Raw genomic sequence first — 16,557 nt, forward strand, 5'->3', positions numbered from 1 at the left:
CTCATGGCCGATTACCTCAAGGCGCTGGCATCGAATCTGTCGGTGGCCGGTACCGTCAGCAATGTCACCAACAAGACCAATGTCGCCTCCGACCCTTCGGCGGTACCGGAAGGCACCGTGCGTGGCGATATGTCGAAGCTGCGCAGCGAAGGCGCGCCGGCGGCGACCAAGGCGTCCACCGCCGAGTCCAGCGAGTCCCAGGAAATCAAGCAACTGCGCGAGCAGGTCAAGCAGTTGCAGCAGCAACTGGCCGAGCAGCAGAAGCAGTTGCAGGCCGCCATGGCGAGCAAGGAAGACGAACAGACCAAGGCCGTGCGCGTGGCGGCGGCCCAGGCTGCCGTGTCGACCGTCACCGGGCAGTTGCTGCAGGCCACCTCGGCCCTGCTCCAGGCCCTGACCGAAGCCGGCAACAGCAGCGCCGGCGGTTCGGTGAGCACTACCGCCTGAGTTTTTCGCAGGCAAAAGAAAAGGCCCGGCTGTCATGCCGGGCCTTTTGCTTTTCTCAATCCACCTGCGGCCGGTTCTGGCTGCGGTCGGCCTTGTAGCGCACCGCCACCGCCGGCGCCGGCTTGGTGGCACCGGTCTCCAGCCACTGGCGCATGCGCGAGGCATCGGCGAAGTGGGTGTACTTGCCGAACGCGTCGAGGATCACCATCGCCACCGGACGGTTGTCCATCCGGGTCAGCAGCACCAGGCAGTGCCCGGCATCGTTGGTGAAGCCGGTCTTGGTCAGCTTGATGTCCCAGTTCGGCTTGTTCACCAGGTGATCGGTGTTGCGAAAGCCCAGGCTGTAGTTCGGCTTGCGGAAGGCCACGGTCTTCTCGCGGGTAATGCTCAGCTCGCCCAGCAGCGGGTAGTTGCGCGCCGCCATGAGCAGTTTGGTCAGGTCGCGGGCGGTGGACACGTTGTTCGGCGACAGGCCGGTCGGCTCGACGTAGCGGGTGCTGGTCATGCCCAGCGCCCTGGCCTTGGCGTTCATCGCCTTGATGAACGCGCCGTAGCCGCCCGGATAGTGGTGGGCCAGGGTCGCCGCGGCACGGTTCTCCGAGGACATCAGGGTGATCAGCAGGGTCTCGCGGCGGCTCAGTTCGCTACCCAGGCGCACGCGCGAATACACACCCTTCATTTCCTTGGTCTGGGCGATGGTCATGGTCAGCGTCTCGTCCATCGACTGCTTGGCGTCGAGCACCACCATGGCGGTCATCAGCTTGGTCACCGAAGCGATCGGCCGGACCATGTCGGGATGGCTGGAATAGAGCACCTGGTTGGTCTGCAGGTCGACCAGCATGGCGCTGCCGGAGGCCAGGTGGAGCTTGGAGGGGTCGCGTTGGGCCTGGGCCGCGGGTTGGGCCACCGCGGTCGAGGTGACGCCGACGGTGCCAGTGAGCAACAGCAGCAGACTGAGAATCGAAAGAGAGGTTTTCACGTAGGTGCTCACTAAAAGAGGGTATGTCGTTGGCAGTGCAAGGATTTTTATTTTTCTAAGCGTGACATTCTGGAGTATGGCTGGGAACCTGTCGATTGCCGTCCGGGGCTTAGTTCGAATATGAATAATCTTTAATTGCCGCTCACCGCTGCGAGCCTAAACAACCGCCGTTGCGTTGCGTGCACCCAATAAAAAGCCCCGCCATGAAGGCGGGGCAAGGGGAGGTGTGCGGAGCAACGCACAAGGAAAGAAGGTCGAGTCAGGCTTCGAAGGGTTCCGGGGTGATATCGCGCGCCCGGGCCTGGGCATCCGGCAGCGAGGTGATCGGGCCGCCGATCTTTTCGCCGTCGCGCACCAGATACCAGCAGACCAGCAGGCCGACTTCTCTCAAGGCGGGTGGAACCGCGCTGCCGACGACGGACATGGTATTGAGGGTGGCCATATCGATTACTCCTGCGGGACTCATGGCTCGTACCTTAATCGTCGATGCGGCCTGCGTGAAATCAGTGTTCTCGATAGTCGTCATTGATGAAATCCACTACCAGCGCGGCGGTCCGTAATAGACCGGCGGCGGACCGTAGTAGCGGCGGTAGTGCGGTGGCGGCGCCGGCACATAGCGTTCCACCACGGGGTACGGCTGGTAGTACACCACCGGTGCCGGCGGCGGCTGGTAATACACCGGCGGCGGTGGGGGTGGCGGGTAGTAGTAGGGCTGGCGTTCGACGACCACGGTCCGGTCGTGGCCACCGGACACCGCGGCACCGACCACGGCACCCACGACGGCCGCGCCGAGCACCGGACCCGGGCCCCAGCCACCACCATGGGCGCTGGCTTGTCCGGACAGGGCCATGGCACCGATCAGCAGAGCGACAGCGGGGATATGACGGTTCATGTGGACTCCTTGCAGGGCATAACACCGCCCGTACGACGGGGCGGGGATATCACTATGACCAGCATTTCAAAAGGTTTCGCCAGGCCGCTGGGTAAAGGTTTTGTAAGGGTCGATCAGCGGTCGTCGGCAGGCTTGGGCATACTGGGGGCTTTCGTGGTTTCCAGGAGTCCGTCATGACCCCCAGCAAAGACACCGTCCTGTGCATCTCCCTGGCCGGGCGCCCCGGCACCTTCGGCGTGCGCTTCCACAATCACCTCTACGCGCAACTGGGGCTGGACTACTACTACAAGGCCATGAGCACCGCCGACCTGGCGGCCGCGGTCGGCGGGATACGCGCCCTGGGCATTCGCGGCTGCGGAGTGTCGATGCCCTACAAGGAAGCCAGCATCGCCCTGGTGGATGAACTGGATCCGTCGGTGGCGGCGATCGATTCGCTGAACACCATCGTCAACACCGATGGCCACCTGAAGGCCTACAACACCGACTACCTCGCGGTGCGCCAGCTGATCGACGAGCAGCGGCTGGACCCCCAGGCGGCGTTTGCCCTGCGCGGCAGCGGCGGGATGGCCAAGGCGGTGGCCTGTGCGTTCAGGGATGCCGGCTTTGCCCATGGCACCATCGTTGCGCGCAACGAGGACGCAGGGCGGCGTCTGGCCGCGAACTGTGGTTATCAATGGCGCGCGGAGCTGGGCGAACTGCGTCCGGCGTTACTGGTGAACGTCACGCCGATCGGCATGGCCGGTGGTGCCGAGGCGCAGCAGTTGGCCTTTGCCGAGGAGGCGATCGAGGCGGCGCGGGTGGTGTTCGATGTGGTGGCGATGCCGGCGCGCACACCGCTGATCGTGGCCGCCGAGGCGCGCGGCAGGCAGGTGATCAGCGGGTTGCAAGTGATCGCCCTGCAGGCGCTGGAGCAGTTCGTGCTGTACACCGGAGTGCGGCCGACGCGGGAGCAGGTGGAGCGGGCGGTGGCGTACGCGCGGGGGTGAAGAGTCGCGTCGTTGTGGGAGCGAGCAAGCTCGCTCCCACAAATCGAAGAGGGTGTGTCACTCCTCCAATCGAGCCAGGCGCTCTTCCAGCGCCGCGATCCTCGCTTCCAGCGCCTCGATCCGTTCCGCCGACACTGCGCCGCTCGCCACGCGCTCCGGTCCCTGCTGGCGCGCCGCGAGGATCGCTTCGATTTCTTCCGGATCGCCCAGCGCATGGGTGTAGCGATCCTCCCGCTGCCCGGCCTGGCGCGGCAGGTGCAGGGCTAAGTCACGGGCGATCAGGCGTTCCAGCTGATGCAGCACCTCGTCGGTATCGCTGAACTCATGCATGCGCTGGCTGCGGGTCAGCAGTTCGTTGAGGGTCTGCGGCCCGCGCAGGAACATCAGGCCCATCAGGATCAACTGCGCCGGCACCAGCTCCAGGGTCTTGTCCACCCGCTGTTCCCAGCGGTCGGCGCGGCTGCCCATCTGCAGGCGCACCAGGCCCTGGCCTTCGAGGTTGCGCAGGCTCTGGCCGATCTGGCCCTGGGTCAGGTTCATCACCGGCTCACGGCTGGTCTTCTGGTTGCAGGCCAGCATCAGCGCGTTGAGGGTCAGCGGGTAGGTTTCCGGGTTGCTCGCCTGTTTCTCGATCAGCGAGCCGAGAATGCGGACTTCGGCGGGGGTGAAGCGGGCAGTGGAGGTTTCGTGCTCGGCGGACATGGCCCTGTCTCGGTACAAGGAAAGGGCCACTAGCCTAGGTGCGCAACGGGGGAAAACACAAGCGACCGCTGGCCTGGGCCCGCGGTCGCCAGGGATCAGGCGCGGCTGGCGTGACGTGCCTCGGCCTGGCAGGCCGCGGCGGTGAAGAGCACGTCGGTGGACGAGTTCAGCGCGGTTTCCGCCGAGTCCTGCAGGACGCCGATGATGAACCCGACCGCCACCACCTGCATGGCGATTTCGCTGGGAATGCCGAACAGGCTGCAGGCCAGCGGGATCAGCAGCAGCGAACCGCCGGCCACGCCGGAAGCGCCACAGGCGCAGACCGCGGCGACGACGCTGAGCAGCACGGCGGTCGGCAGGTCGACGGCGATGCCCAGGGTGTGCACGGCGGCCAGGGTCAGCACGGTGATGGTGATCGCCGCGCCGGCCATGTTGATGGTGGCGCCCAGCGGAATCGAGACCGAGTAGGTGTCTTCATGCAGGCCGAGCTTTTCGCTGAGGGCCAGGTTGACCGGAATGTTGGCCGCCGAGCTGCGGGTGAAGAACGCGGTGATGCCGCTTTCGCGCAGGCACAGCAGGGTCAGCGGGAAGGGATTGCGGCGGATCTTCCACCAGACGATCAGCGGGTTCATCACCAGGGCGACGAACAGCATGCAACCGATCAGCACCAGCAGCAGGTGCAGGTAGCCGAGCAGGGCGTCGAGGCCGGATTGCGCCAGGGTGGCGGCGACCAGGCCGAAGATGCCCAGCGGGGCGAAGCGGATCACCACGCGGACGATCAGGGTCACGCCGTTGGACAGGTCGTCGAGCACGGTGCGGGTGGTGTCGCCGGCATGGCGCACGGCGACGCCGAGGCCGATGGCCCAGGCCAGGATGCCGATGAAGTTGCCTTCGATCAGTGCCTTGACCGGGTTGTCCACCACGCTCAGCAGCAGGCCCTGGAGCACTTCGCCGATGCCGCCCGGCGCGCTCATCTGCGCGTCGCCGGTGCTCAGTACCAGCTCGGAAGGGAACAGCATGCTCGCCACCACCGCGACCACCGCCGCGCCGAAGGTGCCGAACAGGTACAGGACGAGGATCGGACGGATGTGGGTTTCCTGGCCGTGCTTGTGGTTGGCGATCGAGGCCATGACCAGGATGAACACCAGGATCGGCGCCACCGCCTTCAATGCGCTGACGAACAGCTTGCCGACGAAGGCCAGGCTGGCCGCGGCCTGCGGCGCGACCAGGGCGAGAACGATACCGGCCACCAGGCCGATGAGGATTTGCAGCACCAGACTGGTGCGGTTGAGCAGTTTCAGAACAGGGATCATAAGCGGGCTTTCTCGGTTTTTGTTCGAGGATTCATACGGACGCAGGACGGTTTACCGAGGTAAACGAGCGGCTCGGGCCAGCGTTTAGCCGGCCGGCGTGCGTACGAAAGGCTTCCGCGGCCATGGCCGTGCGGAAAAAAGGGCGGGACTTTAGCACAGCGCGGCGGCTGTGACCCAGAGTGTCCGCCCGATGGTTAGGCCGGCGTGGATGGCGCTGTTACCATGCGCGGCTGTTGCGAATCTGGAGTCTGGATGTTCTTGCCCATTCTGTTGCTGGCCGCGGCCGGCTTCACTGTCCTCACCACCGAGTTCCTGATCGTCGGCCTGTTGCCGGGGATCGCTCGCGATCTTGGCGTCAGCGTGCCCCAGGCCGGCCTGCTGGTGACGATGTTTGCTTTCACCGTGGCCTGCTTCGGTCCCTTCCTCACCGCCTGGTGCGCGCGCCTGGAGCGCAAGCGCCTGTTCGTCGGGGTGTTGCTGCTGTTCGCCGGCGCCAACGCCCTGGCCGCGCTGGCGCCGAACTATGCGGTCATGGCCGTGGCGCGCCTGGTCCCGGCCCTCGGCCTGCCGGTGTTCTGGTCACTGGCCAGCGAGACGGCGGTGGACATCGTCGGCCCGGCCTATGCCGGCCGGGCGATCAGCAAGATCAGCTTCGGCGTGGTCTGCGCCATGGTCTTCGGCATTCCCCTCGGCACCCTGCTCGGCGATGCCTGGGGCTGGCGCGCGGCCTTCGCCCTGCTGGCCCTGCTGGCGCTGGCCAAGGCGCTGCTGCTCTGGCGCTACCTGCCGCACACGCCGCGGCAGAGCCAGGTCACCTCGCTGCGCAGCCAGTTCGCCATCCTGCGCAGTCCGCTGCTGCAGGGGCATGTGCTGCTCTCGGTGCTGGTGTTCAGCGGCATGTTCACCGCCTACACCTACCTGGCCGACCTGCTGGAGCGCCTGGCCGGTTTCGATGGCGAGCGGGTCGGCTGGTACCTGATGGGCTTCGGCGCGGTCGGCCTGATCGGCAACAGCCTTGGCGGCCGTGCGGTGGATCGCCACCCGCTGCTGGCCTCGGCGGCGTTCTGCGCGTTGCTGCTGCTCGCCCTGCTGCTGGTGGTGCCGCTGATCCACTCGCCGCTCGGCCTGGTCCTGGCCCTGGCGCTGTGGGGGTGCACCCAGGCGGCGTTGTTCCTGGTCAGCCATGTCCGGGTGATCAAGGCAGCGCCCACGGCGCCGGCGTTCGGCGCTTCGCTGAATGTCGCCGGTGGCAATCTCGGCATCGGTCTGGGCGCGGTGATCGGCGGGCGGGTGATCGAGCATCTCGGCCTGGCCAGCGTTGGTTATGTCGCCGCGCTGCTGATCGGCGTTTCCGTGGGCCTCGCGCTGTGGCTGAGCCGCTTCAGGCCAGCGGCCAGTTGAACAACTCGCGCCGCGCGCCCTCGGTGATCGCCACGATGCCGGGATGCTTGACCTTGCGCTCCACCGAGATGGCGTAGAACGACTCGGTGACCGCGTCGGTCTGTCCGATCAGCTCGACGTCGTACTGCCGGCAGACCTCCTCGGCGATCACGCTGGGGGCGATGAAGATGCCACTGCCGGCCTTGCCGAAGGCCTGCATCAGCGCGCTGTCGTCGAACTCGCCGACGATCCGCGGCTGCAGCTGCTGCTCGGCGAACCAGCGCAGCAGACGGTTGCGCACCATGGTTTCCTGGCCGGGAATCAGCAACGGTGCATGTTGCAGGCAGGCGGGGAAGGGCAGCGGCTGACCCGCGGCGAGCGCCGGGGTGGCGAGGAAGCTGATACCGCATTCGCCGAGCTTCTGGCTGTAGCCCTTGATATCCAGGTGGCCGGGCATCGGGCTGTCGGAGATCACCAGGTCCAGGCGCTGGATCGCCAGGTCGGCGAGCAGGCGTTCCAGCTTGTCTTCGCGGCAACTGATGCGCAGCGGCTCGGCCAGTTCCATGGTCGGCGCGATCAGGCGGTAGACGATGGATTTCGGCACCACGTCGGCGACGCCGACGCGAAACAGCACCTGCTGCTCATTGGGCTGGGCGCGCAGCATGGCCTCCAGCTCGCCACCGATCTGGAACATCTGCTCGGCGTAGGACAGCGCCTGGCGTCCGGTTTCGGTCAGCTCCAGCTGGCGCCCGACGCGCTGGAACAGCTCGATGCCGTAGGTCTGTTCCAGCAGGCTGATCTGCCCGCTGATGGTCTGTGGGGTCAGGTTCAGTTGTTCGCAGGCGCGCACGATACTGCCGGTCTTGGCCACGACCCAGAAGTAGTGCATCTGGCGGTAGTTGAGCATGCTGAGTCTCTATTCGGAAAAACCGAAGTATACCCGCTGAAAATACGAATTTTTCTGAAGTTTCCCGCTCTCTAGAATGCTCCGTCATTGCGGCGCGACTTTTCCCACGCCGATCCCATTTCCAGTGAGGACAACATGCTCTACATCAAATCCATCGGTACCCCCCTGGTCCTGCTGCTCGCCCTGTTCACCATGAGCGGTTGCGAGCAGGCCGAGAAATCCGCCCAGCAGGTGCTCAACCAGGCCGCCGAGTCGGCCAAGCAGGCCATCGACAAGACCAACGAAGCGGCCCAGCAGGCGCTGAGCGAGGCCGCCGGTTCGCAGAAAGCGGAAAAAGAAGACCCCAAGGAAGCTGACGGTCAGAAAATCTGACCTACTTTTTCAATAATCGACAAATCAGGACCTGATTCATGGAATACCTGCTGGAACTCGCTGCAAGCCCTACCGCCTGGGTCGCCCTGGCCACCCTGGTGGCCATGGAGATCGTCCTTGGTATCGACAACCTGATCTTCATCTCGATCCTCACCAACAAGCTGCCCGTGGAGTTCCGCTCCAAGGCTCGCCGCATCGGCATCAGCATGGCGCTGGTGATGCGTCTGGCGCTGCTCAGCACCGTGGCCTGGATCGTCCAGCTCACAGAGCCGGTGATCGACATCCTCGGCAAGAGCTTCTCGTGGAAGGACATGATCCTCATCGCCGGTGGTCTGTTCCTGCTGTGGAAAGCCACCAAGGAAATCCATGAAAGCGTGGACCCGCGCGCCAAGGAAGAATCCGCCGCGTCGTCTACCATTACCCTGGGTTTCGCGGCGGCCATTGGCCAGATCCTGCTGCTCGACATCGTCTTTTCCATCGACAGCATCATCACCGCGGTGGGCATGACCGAGCACCTGCCGATCATGATCATCGCCGTGATCAGTGCCGTGATCGTGATGCTGGTGGCGGCCGACCCGCTGGCCAGGTTCATCAATGACAACCCGACTGTGGTGATGCTGGCCCTGGGCTTCCTGATCATGATCGGCATGACCCTGATCGCCGAAGGCTTCGGTGCCCACGTACCGAAAGGCTATGTGTATGCGGCGATGGCGTTCTCCACCGCGATCGAGGTGCTGAACATCCTCTCGCGCAAGGCCCGGCAGCGCCGTGAGGTCGCCGAGGGCTGATCAAAAGGATTCTGTTGCGTGCTGTAGTTGGGGGCTCCGTGTGGAGCCCCCTTTTTTTGGCGGTGGCGGTGGCGGTGTCGCGAGCTTATCCATTGCGGGCGGTGATGCCGCCGGCCCCTTCCGCCTCTACGGCGGGTCCATTGTGCGCCCGGCATGGGCGCCATCCTAGGGGTGAAAGTCCCCTCGTGAGCTGGCCACAGTGAGCGAAGCGCAACTGCAGGAGGGCGACCGACTGTGGGGAGGAAGCGTGGAGCATAAACCTCGAGCCGAGGTACACGAATCGCATTCGAGGCGGATCCGGTCAGGGCGAGCAGCCAATGTCCTGCGAAGCCGTTGTGGCCTAGAGGCCGGATACGTAAATGCGGCGGTTGTGAGGTGAAGGATGGTGTTCTTACCCGGGGAGATCTCGCCTCATGTCTGAAAGGACGACGGTGTGAACCGGAGCGAGAAGTCAGCAGAGGCCATAGTAGCCACGAGGTTGTGGTGAAGGGCCGAACGAGAAGGAAAGTGGTTCGACATGACGATACAACAGGCCCCGCAACAGATGTCCGGTGAGCCGGAGCGGGAGGCAATGGCGAAGGGTGAATCCCCAAGCCACGCCTCCAGCGTTGAAGCCAGTTGTCCGCGTCCTGACCCGAGCCCTACAGGTCCGAGGCTGCTGGAAGCAGCGCTCGACAGAGGAAATCTACTGCTTGCCCTCAAGCAGGTGCGGTCGAACAAAGGTGTTGCCGGTGTAGACGGTCTGACGATCGACGAGACAGTGCAGCACCTGAAAACGACGTGGCCAGCAATACGAGCCCAGCTTCTGGCGGGTGACTATCGGCCGGCGCCTGTGCGCAGGGTGCTTATTCCCAAACCTGGCGGAGGCGAGCGCAAGCTCGGCATTCCTACGGTCACGGACAGACTCATCCAACAAGCGTTGTTGCAGGTACTCCAGCCATTGCTGGATCCCGGTTTCAGCGATCACAGCTATGGATTTCGCCCCGGACGCAGCGCCCAGCAAGCGGTTCTAGCAGCGCAGCAGCATATCCACTCGGGGCGTCAGGTCGTGGTAGATGTCGATCTGGAGCAATTCTTCGACTGTGTGAACCACGACCTGCTGATCGCCCGGCTGGGCAAGAAGGTGAGTGATCGGCGCGTCCTGCGTTTGATCAGGGCCTACTTGAACTGCGGGGCACTGATCGGGCAGGACATAGTCGTCAGCAGGCAGGGGACACCGCAAGGTGGCCCGCTTTCACCTTTGCTGGCGAATGTGGTGTTGGATGAGGTGGACAAGGCACTTGAGAAACGAGGTCACTGTTTTGTCAGATACGCAGACGACTGCAACGTTTACGTTCGCAGCCCCAAAGCCGGCCAGCGGGTGATGGCAGTGCTCCGACGCCTCTACAGCCGTCTTGGGTTGCGCGTGAACGAAAGCAAGAGTGCGGTCGCCAGCGCATTTGGCCGGAAATTTCTCGGGTATGGCTTCTGGCTCACTCCTGACGGAAAGATACGGAGATGGGTCGCAAGCAAGGCCATACAGGCCTTCAAACAACGAATCCGGAAACTGACAGCGCGTAATAGCGGACGGAGTCTGGAGCAGGTGATCGAAGGACTGAGGCCTTATCTACGGGGTTGGAAAGCGTACTTCTGCCTGTCGCAAACCACAGCGATGTGGAAGCGACTGGATGGCTGGATACGCCGACGACTCAGGGCCTTGCAACTCAAGCAGTGGAGAACCGGCAAAACTACCTACCGCGAATTGCGCAAGCTAGGGGCGCCCCCTGAGCGCGCGGCACAAATCGCGGCTGATAGCCACCGTATCTGGCACAACAGTGCTGGTTTCATTCATGGAGTCTTTACGGTGGCATGGTTTGACCGGTTGGGGCTTCCCAGGCTCTGTTGATCTGGAGTTCTCGAACCGCCCGGTGCGGACCCGCATGCCGGGTGGTGTGGCAGGGGCGCGGCCAGATGGTCGCCCCCTATGCCGATTTGTCTTGGCAAAAATGGACGAAAACCGCTTGCTCCTGCATCCGGCCCTACGCTGCGCTCCGGGTCCCCTCACTCCGGCGCCTGCCAGGGCTCCGCGGCCTACGACTTGCTACGCAAGTCTTCACCTCGCGTCTTCGGCTACGCCGAAGGTGCTGCGCACAGCCCCGGCAGACACCTCCGTTCGGCCTCCTGACGTCGCGAGTTACGGGTGGCGACACGACGAACTCATCTTCGAAAACAACATCGGCATCGGTAATCCGATACACGCCATCTGCTTTCGCTCTTGCTCTTGCTCTGCGTGCGCGTACGTTCAGACGCAGCCAATTGCGACTTCAGCCGGCCGAGTGGAGGTGTCTGGAGGGGGCAGGTGCGTAGCACCCTTCGGCGTGAGCCGAAGACGCGAGGTGAAGACTTGCGCAGCAAGTCGTAGGCCGCGGAGCCCCCGCAAGGCACCGGAAGGAGGGGACCCGAAGCGAAGCGTAGGGCCGGCTGTGGGAGCGGGCGGTTTTCGTCCATTTTGCTAAGACAAAATGGACCCGCCGTAGAGGCGGAAGGGGCCGGTGGCGTCACCGCCCGCAATGGATAAGCTCGCGACAGCGCCACCCGCCACTCGACCCCCTGCAACCCCGAAATTCCGTGCTCGATATTCTTGACGAATGCTCAGTGCGCGTTGGCGTGGCGACGCCCCGGGCGCCGATGGACCGGCGCCGCGGCCTTGGCCTGCGGGTGTGGATCCTGGTGGTGCAGATGATGGCGGCGGGCAATGCGCAGCACGCCCCACAGCATGGCGGCGGCCACGCTCAGCCAGGCTGCGATCAGCATGAAGATAGCCATGGTCAGGCTCATGAGTGCCTCCTTCTTCAGTACAGGCGGGACCTGTAACTCAGACACCCCTTCAGTCTATATGCTCGTTCATTTCAAGGTATTGACCGATGGTCCAGCGCTCAGAACGCTTTGTTCCAAGCCTGCGGCGGGCTATACCGATGCCGTCCGTCGGCCTATGATCGCCGCTCGAGGCCGGGCGCTGTCTGCCTGGCAACCGTTCAAGCGAGGACCCATGCCGATCCTTTGTGCAACACCGCGCCGCCTGCTGCTGGCCTGCCTCCTGGCCGCCAGCCTGGGCGGTTGCGCCAGCCAGCCGCCGGCCGAACTCAAGCAACTGCCGCAACGTGTCGAACTCAGCGCGGTGCCGTTCTTCCGCGGCAATGCCAACCAGAGCGCGCCGATGGCACTGGCGGCGATTCTCTCGCAGCAGGGCGTGCGCATCACCCCAGGGCTGCTGAACCTGCCGACGCAACCGGAAAAGCTCGCGGACGCGGTGCAGCTTTCGGCACGCCAGTACGGCATGGTGGTGTATCCGCTGGACGGCAGCCTGCCGGCCCTGCTCGGCCAGGTGGCCGCGGGGTATCCGGTACTGCTGCGCTATCAGGAAGGCTCGGCGTTCTGGAGCGAGCCACGCTATGCCCTGCTGGTCGGCTACGACCGCTACAAGCAACGGGTGCTGCTGCGCGCCGGCAACAGTCGGCGGATGCTGATGGACTTCGACTCGTTCGAATCGGCGTGGAAGAAGGAAGGCGCATGGGCGGTGCTGGTCCAGCAACCGAAGCAGCTGCCGGCCCGGGTGGACCGCCAGCGCTGGCTCAAGGCGGCCAATGATCTGGCCCAGGCGGGCCAGGAACAGGCCGCGCGGCAGGCCGTCGACGCCATCGGGCGCTGACGGCCTGGTGGTGCTTACACGCCCAGGCGGTCGCGCAGCGAGTAGTACCAGGCGCCGATGGCGCTGAACGGTACGCGGAGCATGTGGCCGCCCGGGAACGGGTAGTGCGGCAGGTCGGCGAAGGCGTCGAAGCGCTCGGCCTGGCCGCGCAGGGCCTCGGCCAGGACCTTGCCGGCCAGGTGCGTGTAGGTCACGCCGTGGCCGCTGCAGCCCTGGGAGTAATAGATGTTGTCGCCGATCCGGCCGACCTGCGGCAGGCGCGACAGGGTCAGCAGGAAGTTGCCGGTCCAGGCGAAGTCGATCTTCACGTTCTTCAGTTGCGGGAAGGCCTTGAGCATCTTCGGACGGATGATCGCTTCGATGTTCGCCGGGTCACGGGCACCGTAGACCACGCCGCCGCCGAAGATCAGGCGCTTGTCGCTGGTCAGGCGGTAGTAGTCGAGCAGGTAGTTGCAGTCCTCGACGCAGTAGTCCTGCGGCAGCAGGGTGCGGGCCAGCTCTTCGCTCAGCGGCTCGGTGGTGATCACCTGGGTGCCGCAAGGCATCGACTTGGCCGCCAGCTCGGGCACCAGGCCGCCCAGGTAGGCGTTGCCGGCGACGATGATGAATTTGGCCCGCACGCGACCGTTCGGGGTGTGCACCACTGGGTTGGCGCCGCGCTCGATGCGCACCGCCGGGGACTGTTCGTAGATCTTGCCACCCAGGGATTCCACCGCGGCGGCTTCGCCCAGGGCCAGGTTCAGCGGGTGGATATGGCCGCCGCTCATGTCCAGCATGCCGCCGACATAGTTGTCGCAGGCCACCACTTCACGGATGCGGTTCTTGTCCATCAGTTCCAGCTGGGTGTGGCCGAAGCGCTCCCACAGGCGCTTCTGCGATTCCAGGTGGCCCATCTGTTTGCTGGTGATGGCCGCGAACACGCCGCCGTCCTTGAGGTCGCACTGGATGTTGTACTTGGCCACGCGCTCGCGAATGATGCGTCCGCCTTCGAAGGCCATCTGGCCCAGCAGTTGCGCCTGGCGCGGGCTGACGGTGCGTTCGATGACGTCGATGTCGCGGCTGTAGCTGTTGACGATCTGGCCACCGTTGCGACCCGAAGCACCGAAGCCGACCCGGGCGGCTTCCAGCACGGTCACGCTGAAGCCGTTCTCGAGCAGGAACAGGGCACTGGACAGGCCGGTGTAGCCGGCACCGATGACGCAGACGTCGGTCTGCACTTCTTCCTGCAGGGCGGGGCGCGGTGGCACCGGATTGGCCGAGGCAGCGTAGTACGATTGTGGGTAGGCGATGGTGGCCATGCGCGGTGAACCTCTAATCTGTGACTTTGTAGTTGTGTGTTTTGTATTTTTTACGAATGCGCCAATCCTATCAATAATAATAAACACCCGCCAGCGGCCTGACAGAAATCGGACGAAAGCCGGGGAGGGGGGCAAAAATTTTTATTATTCAGTGATTTAGCTGAAAAATCAGTTGACACACTTTGTCGAATGCGTAGAATGCCGCCTCACAGCAGGCACATAGCTCAGTTGGTTAGAGCACCACCTTGACATGGTGGGGGTCGTTGGTTCGAGTCCAATTGTGCCTACCAAACAAAGTCCCGGGTTGCCGGGCACGAAAAGGGCGATCCGAGAGGATCGCCCTTTTTGCTTTTGCATTTCCCGCCTGCGCAAAGCTGTTTTCGGCCTTGTCGGTCATCGGGTCGCGAGCGCCGCGCGTACTTCGACGTATCGCCTGTATCCCTGTGTATCTGGCTGCAGGCTTCGCGCATTTCGCTTACAAACGCTCCTTCTCCCGGATACGCCCCGGATACATGCCACGGGTCAAATGAGCCTGCCTGAACGCAGCGGCCCACGGGCCCCGTTCCCTGGCTCTTTCGCCCCTGGGGCGCCTCGCACAGAAATCCGGAGAAGCACCATGTCTCGTACCCAGTTCCCCAGCAAGACCCGTCTCGGCCTGCTCGGCATCGCCCTGGTCGGTGGTATCAACATGACGTCCGCTGCCTTTGCCGTGGAAGCACTGCCCCAAGGCTACCAGCTCGCCTCGGCGGAAAAGGCCGGGGAGGGCAAGTGTGGCGAAGGCAAGTGTGGTGCCGGCGGGGCCAAGGCCACCCAGGCCGAAGGCAAGTGCGGTGAGGGCAAGTGCGGCGACGCCTCCTTCGCCCGTACCGACGCCGACCACGATGGCCGTGTTTCCCGGGCCGAACTGCTGGCGGTAGCGCCCAAGGCGAATGCCGAGTTCGACGCCATCGACGCCAATCACGACGGCTTTCTCTCCGAGGGCGAGGTCTACCAGTTCCGCAAGCATCAGTTCGACGCCAACGGCAAGCCGTTCCCGAGCGACCTGTACAGCAAGCTGAGTCAGGCCAGGAACTGAGCCGCGCCGATGTCCTCCCCGCGCCCTTGGCCGGGGAGGGACCCTGGTCCCAAGGAGAACAGCCATGAGTGCTTCACTTGCCTTGCAGGGGGCGGGGCTCGGCTTGCGCCGCTCGCTGCTCCCCGAATTGCTGGAGATGGACGTCGACGCGGTGGATTTTCTCGAATGCGCGCCGGACAACTGGATCGGCGTCGGCGGCGCCTACGGTGCGGACCTGGCCCGCCTGGCCGAGCGCTATCCGCTGGCCTGTCATGGCCTGTCGCTGTCCCTCGGCGGCCCCGGGCCGCTGGACCATGATTTCCTGCGGCGCATCGGCGCTTTTCTCGAGCGCTACCAGGTGCCGCTGTTCAGCGAACACCTGAGCTATTGCTCCGATGACGGTCATCTCTACGACCTGATTCCCATGCCTTTCACCGACGAAGGCGTGCGCCATGTCGCCGGGCGCATCCGTGAGGTGCAGGAGGCCCTGGGCCGGCGCATCGCCGTGGAAAACATCTCCTATTACGCGGCGCCCTACCAGGCGCTGAGCGAGATCGACTTCCTCTGCGCGGTCCTCGACGAGGCGGACTGCGATCTGCTGCTGGACGTCAACAACCTGGTGGTCAATGCCTGCAACCACGGTTATGACGCGGCGGCGTTTTTGGCTCGCGTACCGCCCGGGCGGGTGGCCTGCCTGCATGTGGCCGGTCATTACGACGAAGCGCCGGACCTGAAGATCGATACCCACGGCGCCTCGGTGAGCGACCAGGTCTGGCACCTGCTGGCCAGCGTCTATCGGCATGTGGGCGCGGTGCCCACCCTGCTGGAACGAGACTTCAATTTCCCGCCACTCGCCGGGCTGCTCGGCGAAGTGCAGTGCATTCGCGATCTGCAAACCGCCGCCCGAGTGCTGGAGGCGCGCCATGACTGAGACCCTGCTCGAACAGCAGTTGCGCATGAGCCGTTTCATTCGCGATCCGCGCGCCAACGAGCCGCCGCCCGGTATCGAGGCGAGGCGGCTGGCGCTGTACCGGCAACTGTTTCTCGGCAATGTGCAGGCGCTGCTGGCCGGGAGTTTCCCGGTACTGCGTGCCAGCCTGGCGGATGAGCAGTGGCAGACGCTCAGCGAAGACTTCTACGCCCGCCACCGCTGCTATACGCCCCTGTTCAGCGAAGTGGCCGGCGAGTGGGTCGACTATCTGGAACGCCGCGCGGACTTGCCTGGCTGGGTTGCCGAGCTGGCTCACTACGAATGGATCGAGACCGTGCTGTTGCTCAGTGACAGTAGCGAGCCAGCCCACGACCCGCAGGGTGACCTGCTGGACGGTGTGCCGCTGCTGTCCAGCCTCGCCGTGCCGCTCGCGTATGCCTGGCCGGTCAGCCACCTAGGCCCCGATCAGGTTCCAGCGCAGGCGCCAGCCGAGCCGACGTTGTTGCTGGCGCGTCGCGCAGCGGACCTGCGCATTCATTTTTCGCGTCTTGCGCCAATGGCCCATGCGCTGCTGGTGTCGCTGCGCGAGCGGCAACGCAGCGGGCGCGAACATCTTGCCGCGCTGGCTGAACTCGTCGGGGTCGAAGTGGCAGCCCTCGAGTCCCAGGGCATCGCCTTGCTGCTCAGCCTCAAGGCGCAAGGCGTGGTGCTTGGCACCCTGGTTGCCTGCGAAGGAGAAGAGCGGTCATCGGGACACGGCTAGCGAGCCTGCATGGCGCCCCGACTGTCGTTCGCGCCCGCACGCCCTGACCGGTGTGCG

18 protein-coding genes and 1 tRNA gene are annotated in these 16,557 nt (G+C 64.6%); 11 read left to right on the top strand and 8 right to left on the bottom strand.

The window, feature by feature from the left end:
- Positions 1-3: 3 nt before the first annotated feature.
- Positions 4-447 (top strand): hypothetical protein, encoded by a 444-nt coding sequence (locus CHB99_RS19210; protein ID WP_042125236.1) that lies wholly within the window; start codon positions 4-6, stop codon positions 445-447.
- Between the two features lie 55 nt (positions 448-502).
- Here the strand turns inward: CHB99_RS19210 and pbpG are convergent, their stop codons facing one another.
- The 3 genes from pbpG to CHB99_RS19225 all read right to left on the bottom strand — a co-directional run bounded on the left by pbpG (position 503) and on the right by CHB99_RS19225 (position 2,318).
- Positions 503-1,426 (bottom strand): D-alanyl-D-alanine endopeptidase, encoded by a 924-nt coding sequence (pbpG, locus tag CHB99_RS19215; RefSeq protein ID WP_042125233.1) that lies wholly within the window; start codon positions 1,424-1,426, stop codon positions 503-505.
- 259 nt (positions 1,427-1,685) lie between these two features.
- Positions 1,686-1,868, bottom strand: coding sequence for a hypothetical protein (locus CHB99_RS19220; RefSeq protein WP_042125231.1), 183 nt, complete (start codon positions 1,866-1,868; stop codon positions 1,686-1,688).
- Between the two features lie 96 nt (positions 1,869-1,964).
- The gene (locus CHB99_RS19225) at positions 1,965-2,318 is read right to left on the bottom strand and encodes a hypothetical protein (RefSeq protein ID WP_042125227.1); all 354 of its coding nucleotides are present in this window, start codon (positions 2,316-2,318) and stop codon (positions 1,965-1,967) included.
- Positions 2,319-2,491: 173 nt separating this feature from the next.
- Here CHB99_RS19225 and CHB99_RS19230 point away from each other — a divergent pair, with 173 nt between their 5' ends.
- The gene (locus CHB99_RS19230) at positions 2,492-3,304 is read left to right on the top strand and encodes a shikimate 5-dehydrogenase (RefSeq protein WP_042125225.1); all 813 of its coding nucleotides are present in this window, start codon (positions 2,492-2,494) and stop codon (positions 3,302-3,304) included.
- Positions 3,305-3,361: 57 nt separating this feature from the next.
- On the opposite strand, the gene CHB99_RS19235 is transcribed toward CHB99_RS19230, so the two are convergent.
- Positions 3,362-4,006 carry a YceH family protein gene (locus tag CHB99_RS19235; RefSeq protein ID WP_042125223.1) on the bottom strand — a complete coding sequence of 215 codons (645 nt, stop codon included), beginning with the start codon at positions 4,004-4,006 and terminating at the stop codon, positions 3,362-3,364.
- 95 nt (positions 4,007-4,101) lie between these two features.
- Positions 4,102-5,319: a serine/threonine transporter SstT gene (sstT, locus tag CHB99_RS19240; protein WP_042125221.1), complete on the bottom strand. Its 1,218-nt coding sequence runs from the start codon at positions 5,317-5,319 to the stop codon at positions 4,102-4,104.
- A 252-nt stretch (positions 5,320-5,571) separates the two neighbouring features.
- Here sstT and CHB99_RS19245 point away from each other — a divergent pair, with 252 nt between their 5' ends.
- Positions 5,572-6,720: an MFS transporter gene (locus CHB99_RS19245; protein WP_042125218.1), complete on the top strand. Its 1,149-nt coding sequence runs from the start codon at positions 5,572-5,574 to the stop codon at positions 6,718-6,720.
- Here the strand turns inward: CHB99_RS19245 and nhaR are convergent.
- A complete protein-coding gene (gene nhaR / locus CHB99_RS19250; protein WP_042125216.1) occupies positions 6,701-7,606 on the bottom strand; it encodes a transcriptional activator NhaR in 906 nt (301 codons plus the stop codon). The genes CHB99_RS19245 and nhaR overlap by 20 nt on opposite strands.
- Positions 7,607-7,741: 135 nt before the next feature.
- On the opposite strand from nhaR, the gene CHB99_RS19255 reads away from it, so the two are divergent.
- The 3 genes from CHB99_RS19255 (at position 7,742) to ltrA (ending at position 10,651) form a co-directional block, all read left to right on the top strand.
- On the top strand, positions 7,742-7,978 hold the full coding sequence (locus CHB99_RS19255; protein WP_042125214.1) for a hypothetical protein: 237 nt from the start codon (positions 7,742-7,744) through the stop codon (positions 7,976-7,978).
- Positions 7,979-8,016: 38 nt separating this feature from the next.
- Complete coding sequence (locus CHB99_RS19260; RefSeq protein ID WP_042125212.1) at positions 8,017-8,766, top strand: TerC family protein; 750 nt, start codon at positions 8,017-8,019, stop codon at positions 8,764-8,766.
- Positions 8,767-9,283: 517 nt separating this feature from the next.
- Positions 9,284-10,651 (top strand): group II intron reverse transcriptase/maturase, encoded by a 1,368-nt coding sequence (gene ltrA, locus CHB99_RS19270; RefSeq protein ID WP_042125210.1) that lies wholly within the window; start codon positions 9,284-9,286, stop codon positions 10,649-10,651.
- A gap of 746 nt (positions 10,652-11,397) precedes the next feature.
- On the opposite strand, the gene CHB99_RS19275 is transcribed toward ltrA, so the two are convergent.
- Positions 11,398-11,583 (bottom strand): hypothetical protein, encoded by a 186-nt coding sequence (locus CHB99_RS19275; RefSeq protein ID WP_042128281.1) that lies wholly within the window; start codon positions 11,581-11,583, stop codon positions 11,398-11,400.
- Between the two features lie 154 nt (positions 11,584-11,737).
- Between CHB99_RS19275 and CHB99_RS19280 the strand changes: the two genes are divergently transcribed.
- Positions 11,738-12,454: a peptidase C39 family protein gene (locus CHB99_RS19280; RefSeq protein ID WP_042128283.1), complete on the top strand. Its 717-nt coding sequence runs from the start codon at positions 11,738-11,740 to the stop codon at positions 12,452-12,454.
- A 14-nt stretch (positions 12,455-12,468) separates the two neighbouring features.
- On the opposite strand, the gene CHB99_RS19285 is transcribed toward CHB99_RS19280, so the two are convergent.
- Entirely contained in the window at positions 12,469-13,752 is a 1,284-nt protein-coding gene (locus CHB99_RS19285; protein WP_042128285.1) for an NAD(P)/FAD-dependent oxidoreductase, read from the bottom strand.
- 213 nt (positions 13,753-13,965) lie between these two features.
- On the opposite strand from CHB99_RS19285, the gene CHB99_RS19290 reads away from it, so the two are divergent.
- The 4 genes from CHB99_RS19290 to CHB99_RS19305 all read left to right on the top strand — a co-directional run bounded on the left by CHB99_RS19290 (position 13,966) and on the right by CHB99_RS19305 (position 16,500).
- Positions 13,966-14,042 (top strand) — tRNA-Val (locus CHB99_RS19290).
- 326 nt (positions 14,043-14,368) lie between these two features.
- Positions 14,369-14,827: an HvfA family oxazolone/thioamide-modified RiPP metallophore gene (locus tag CHB99_RS19295; protein ID WP_042128287.1), complete on the top strand. Its 459-nt coding sequence runs from the start codon at positions 14,369-14,371 to the stop codon at positions 14,825-14,827.
- A gap of 64 nt (positions 14,828-14,891) precedes the next feature.
- Complete coding sequence (locus CHB99_RS19300; protein WP_042128289.1) at positions 14,892-15,737, top strand: HvfB family MNIO-type RiPP peptide maturase; 846 nt, start codon at positions 14,892-14,894, stop codon at positions 15,735-15,737.
- The gene (locus CHB99_RS19305) at positions 15,730-16,500 is read left to right on the top strand and encodes an HvfC family RiPP maturation protein (RefSeq protein WP_042128291.1); all 771 of its coding nucleotides are present in this window, start codon (positions 15,730-15,732) and stop codon (positions 16,498-16,500) included. Before CHB99_RS19300 ends, CHB99_RS19305 begins: the two co-directional genes overlap by 8 nt.
- Positions 16,501-16,557 lie beyond the last annotated feature (57 nt).

The sequence above is a fragment of the Pseudomonas japonica genome (genome assembly GCF_900188455.1).
Classification (GTDB): Bacteria; Pseudomonadota; Gammaproteobacteria; order Pseudomonadales; family Pseudomonadaceae; genus Aquipseudomonas; species Aquipseudomonas japonica.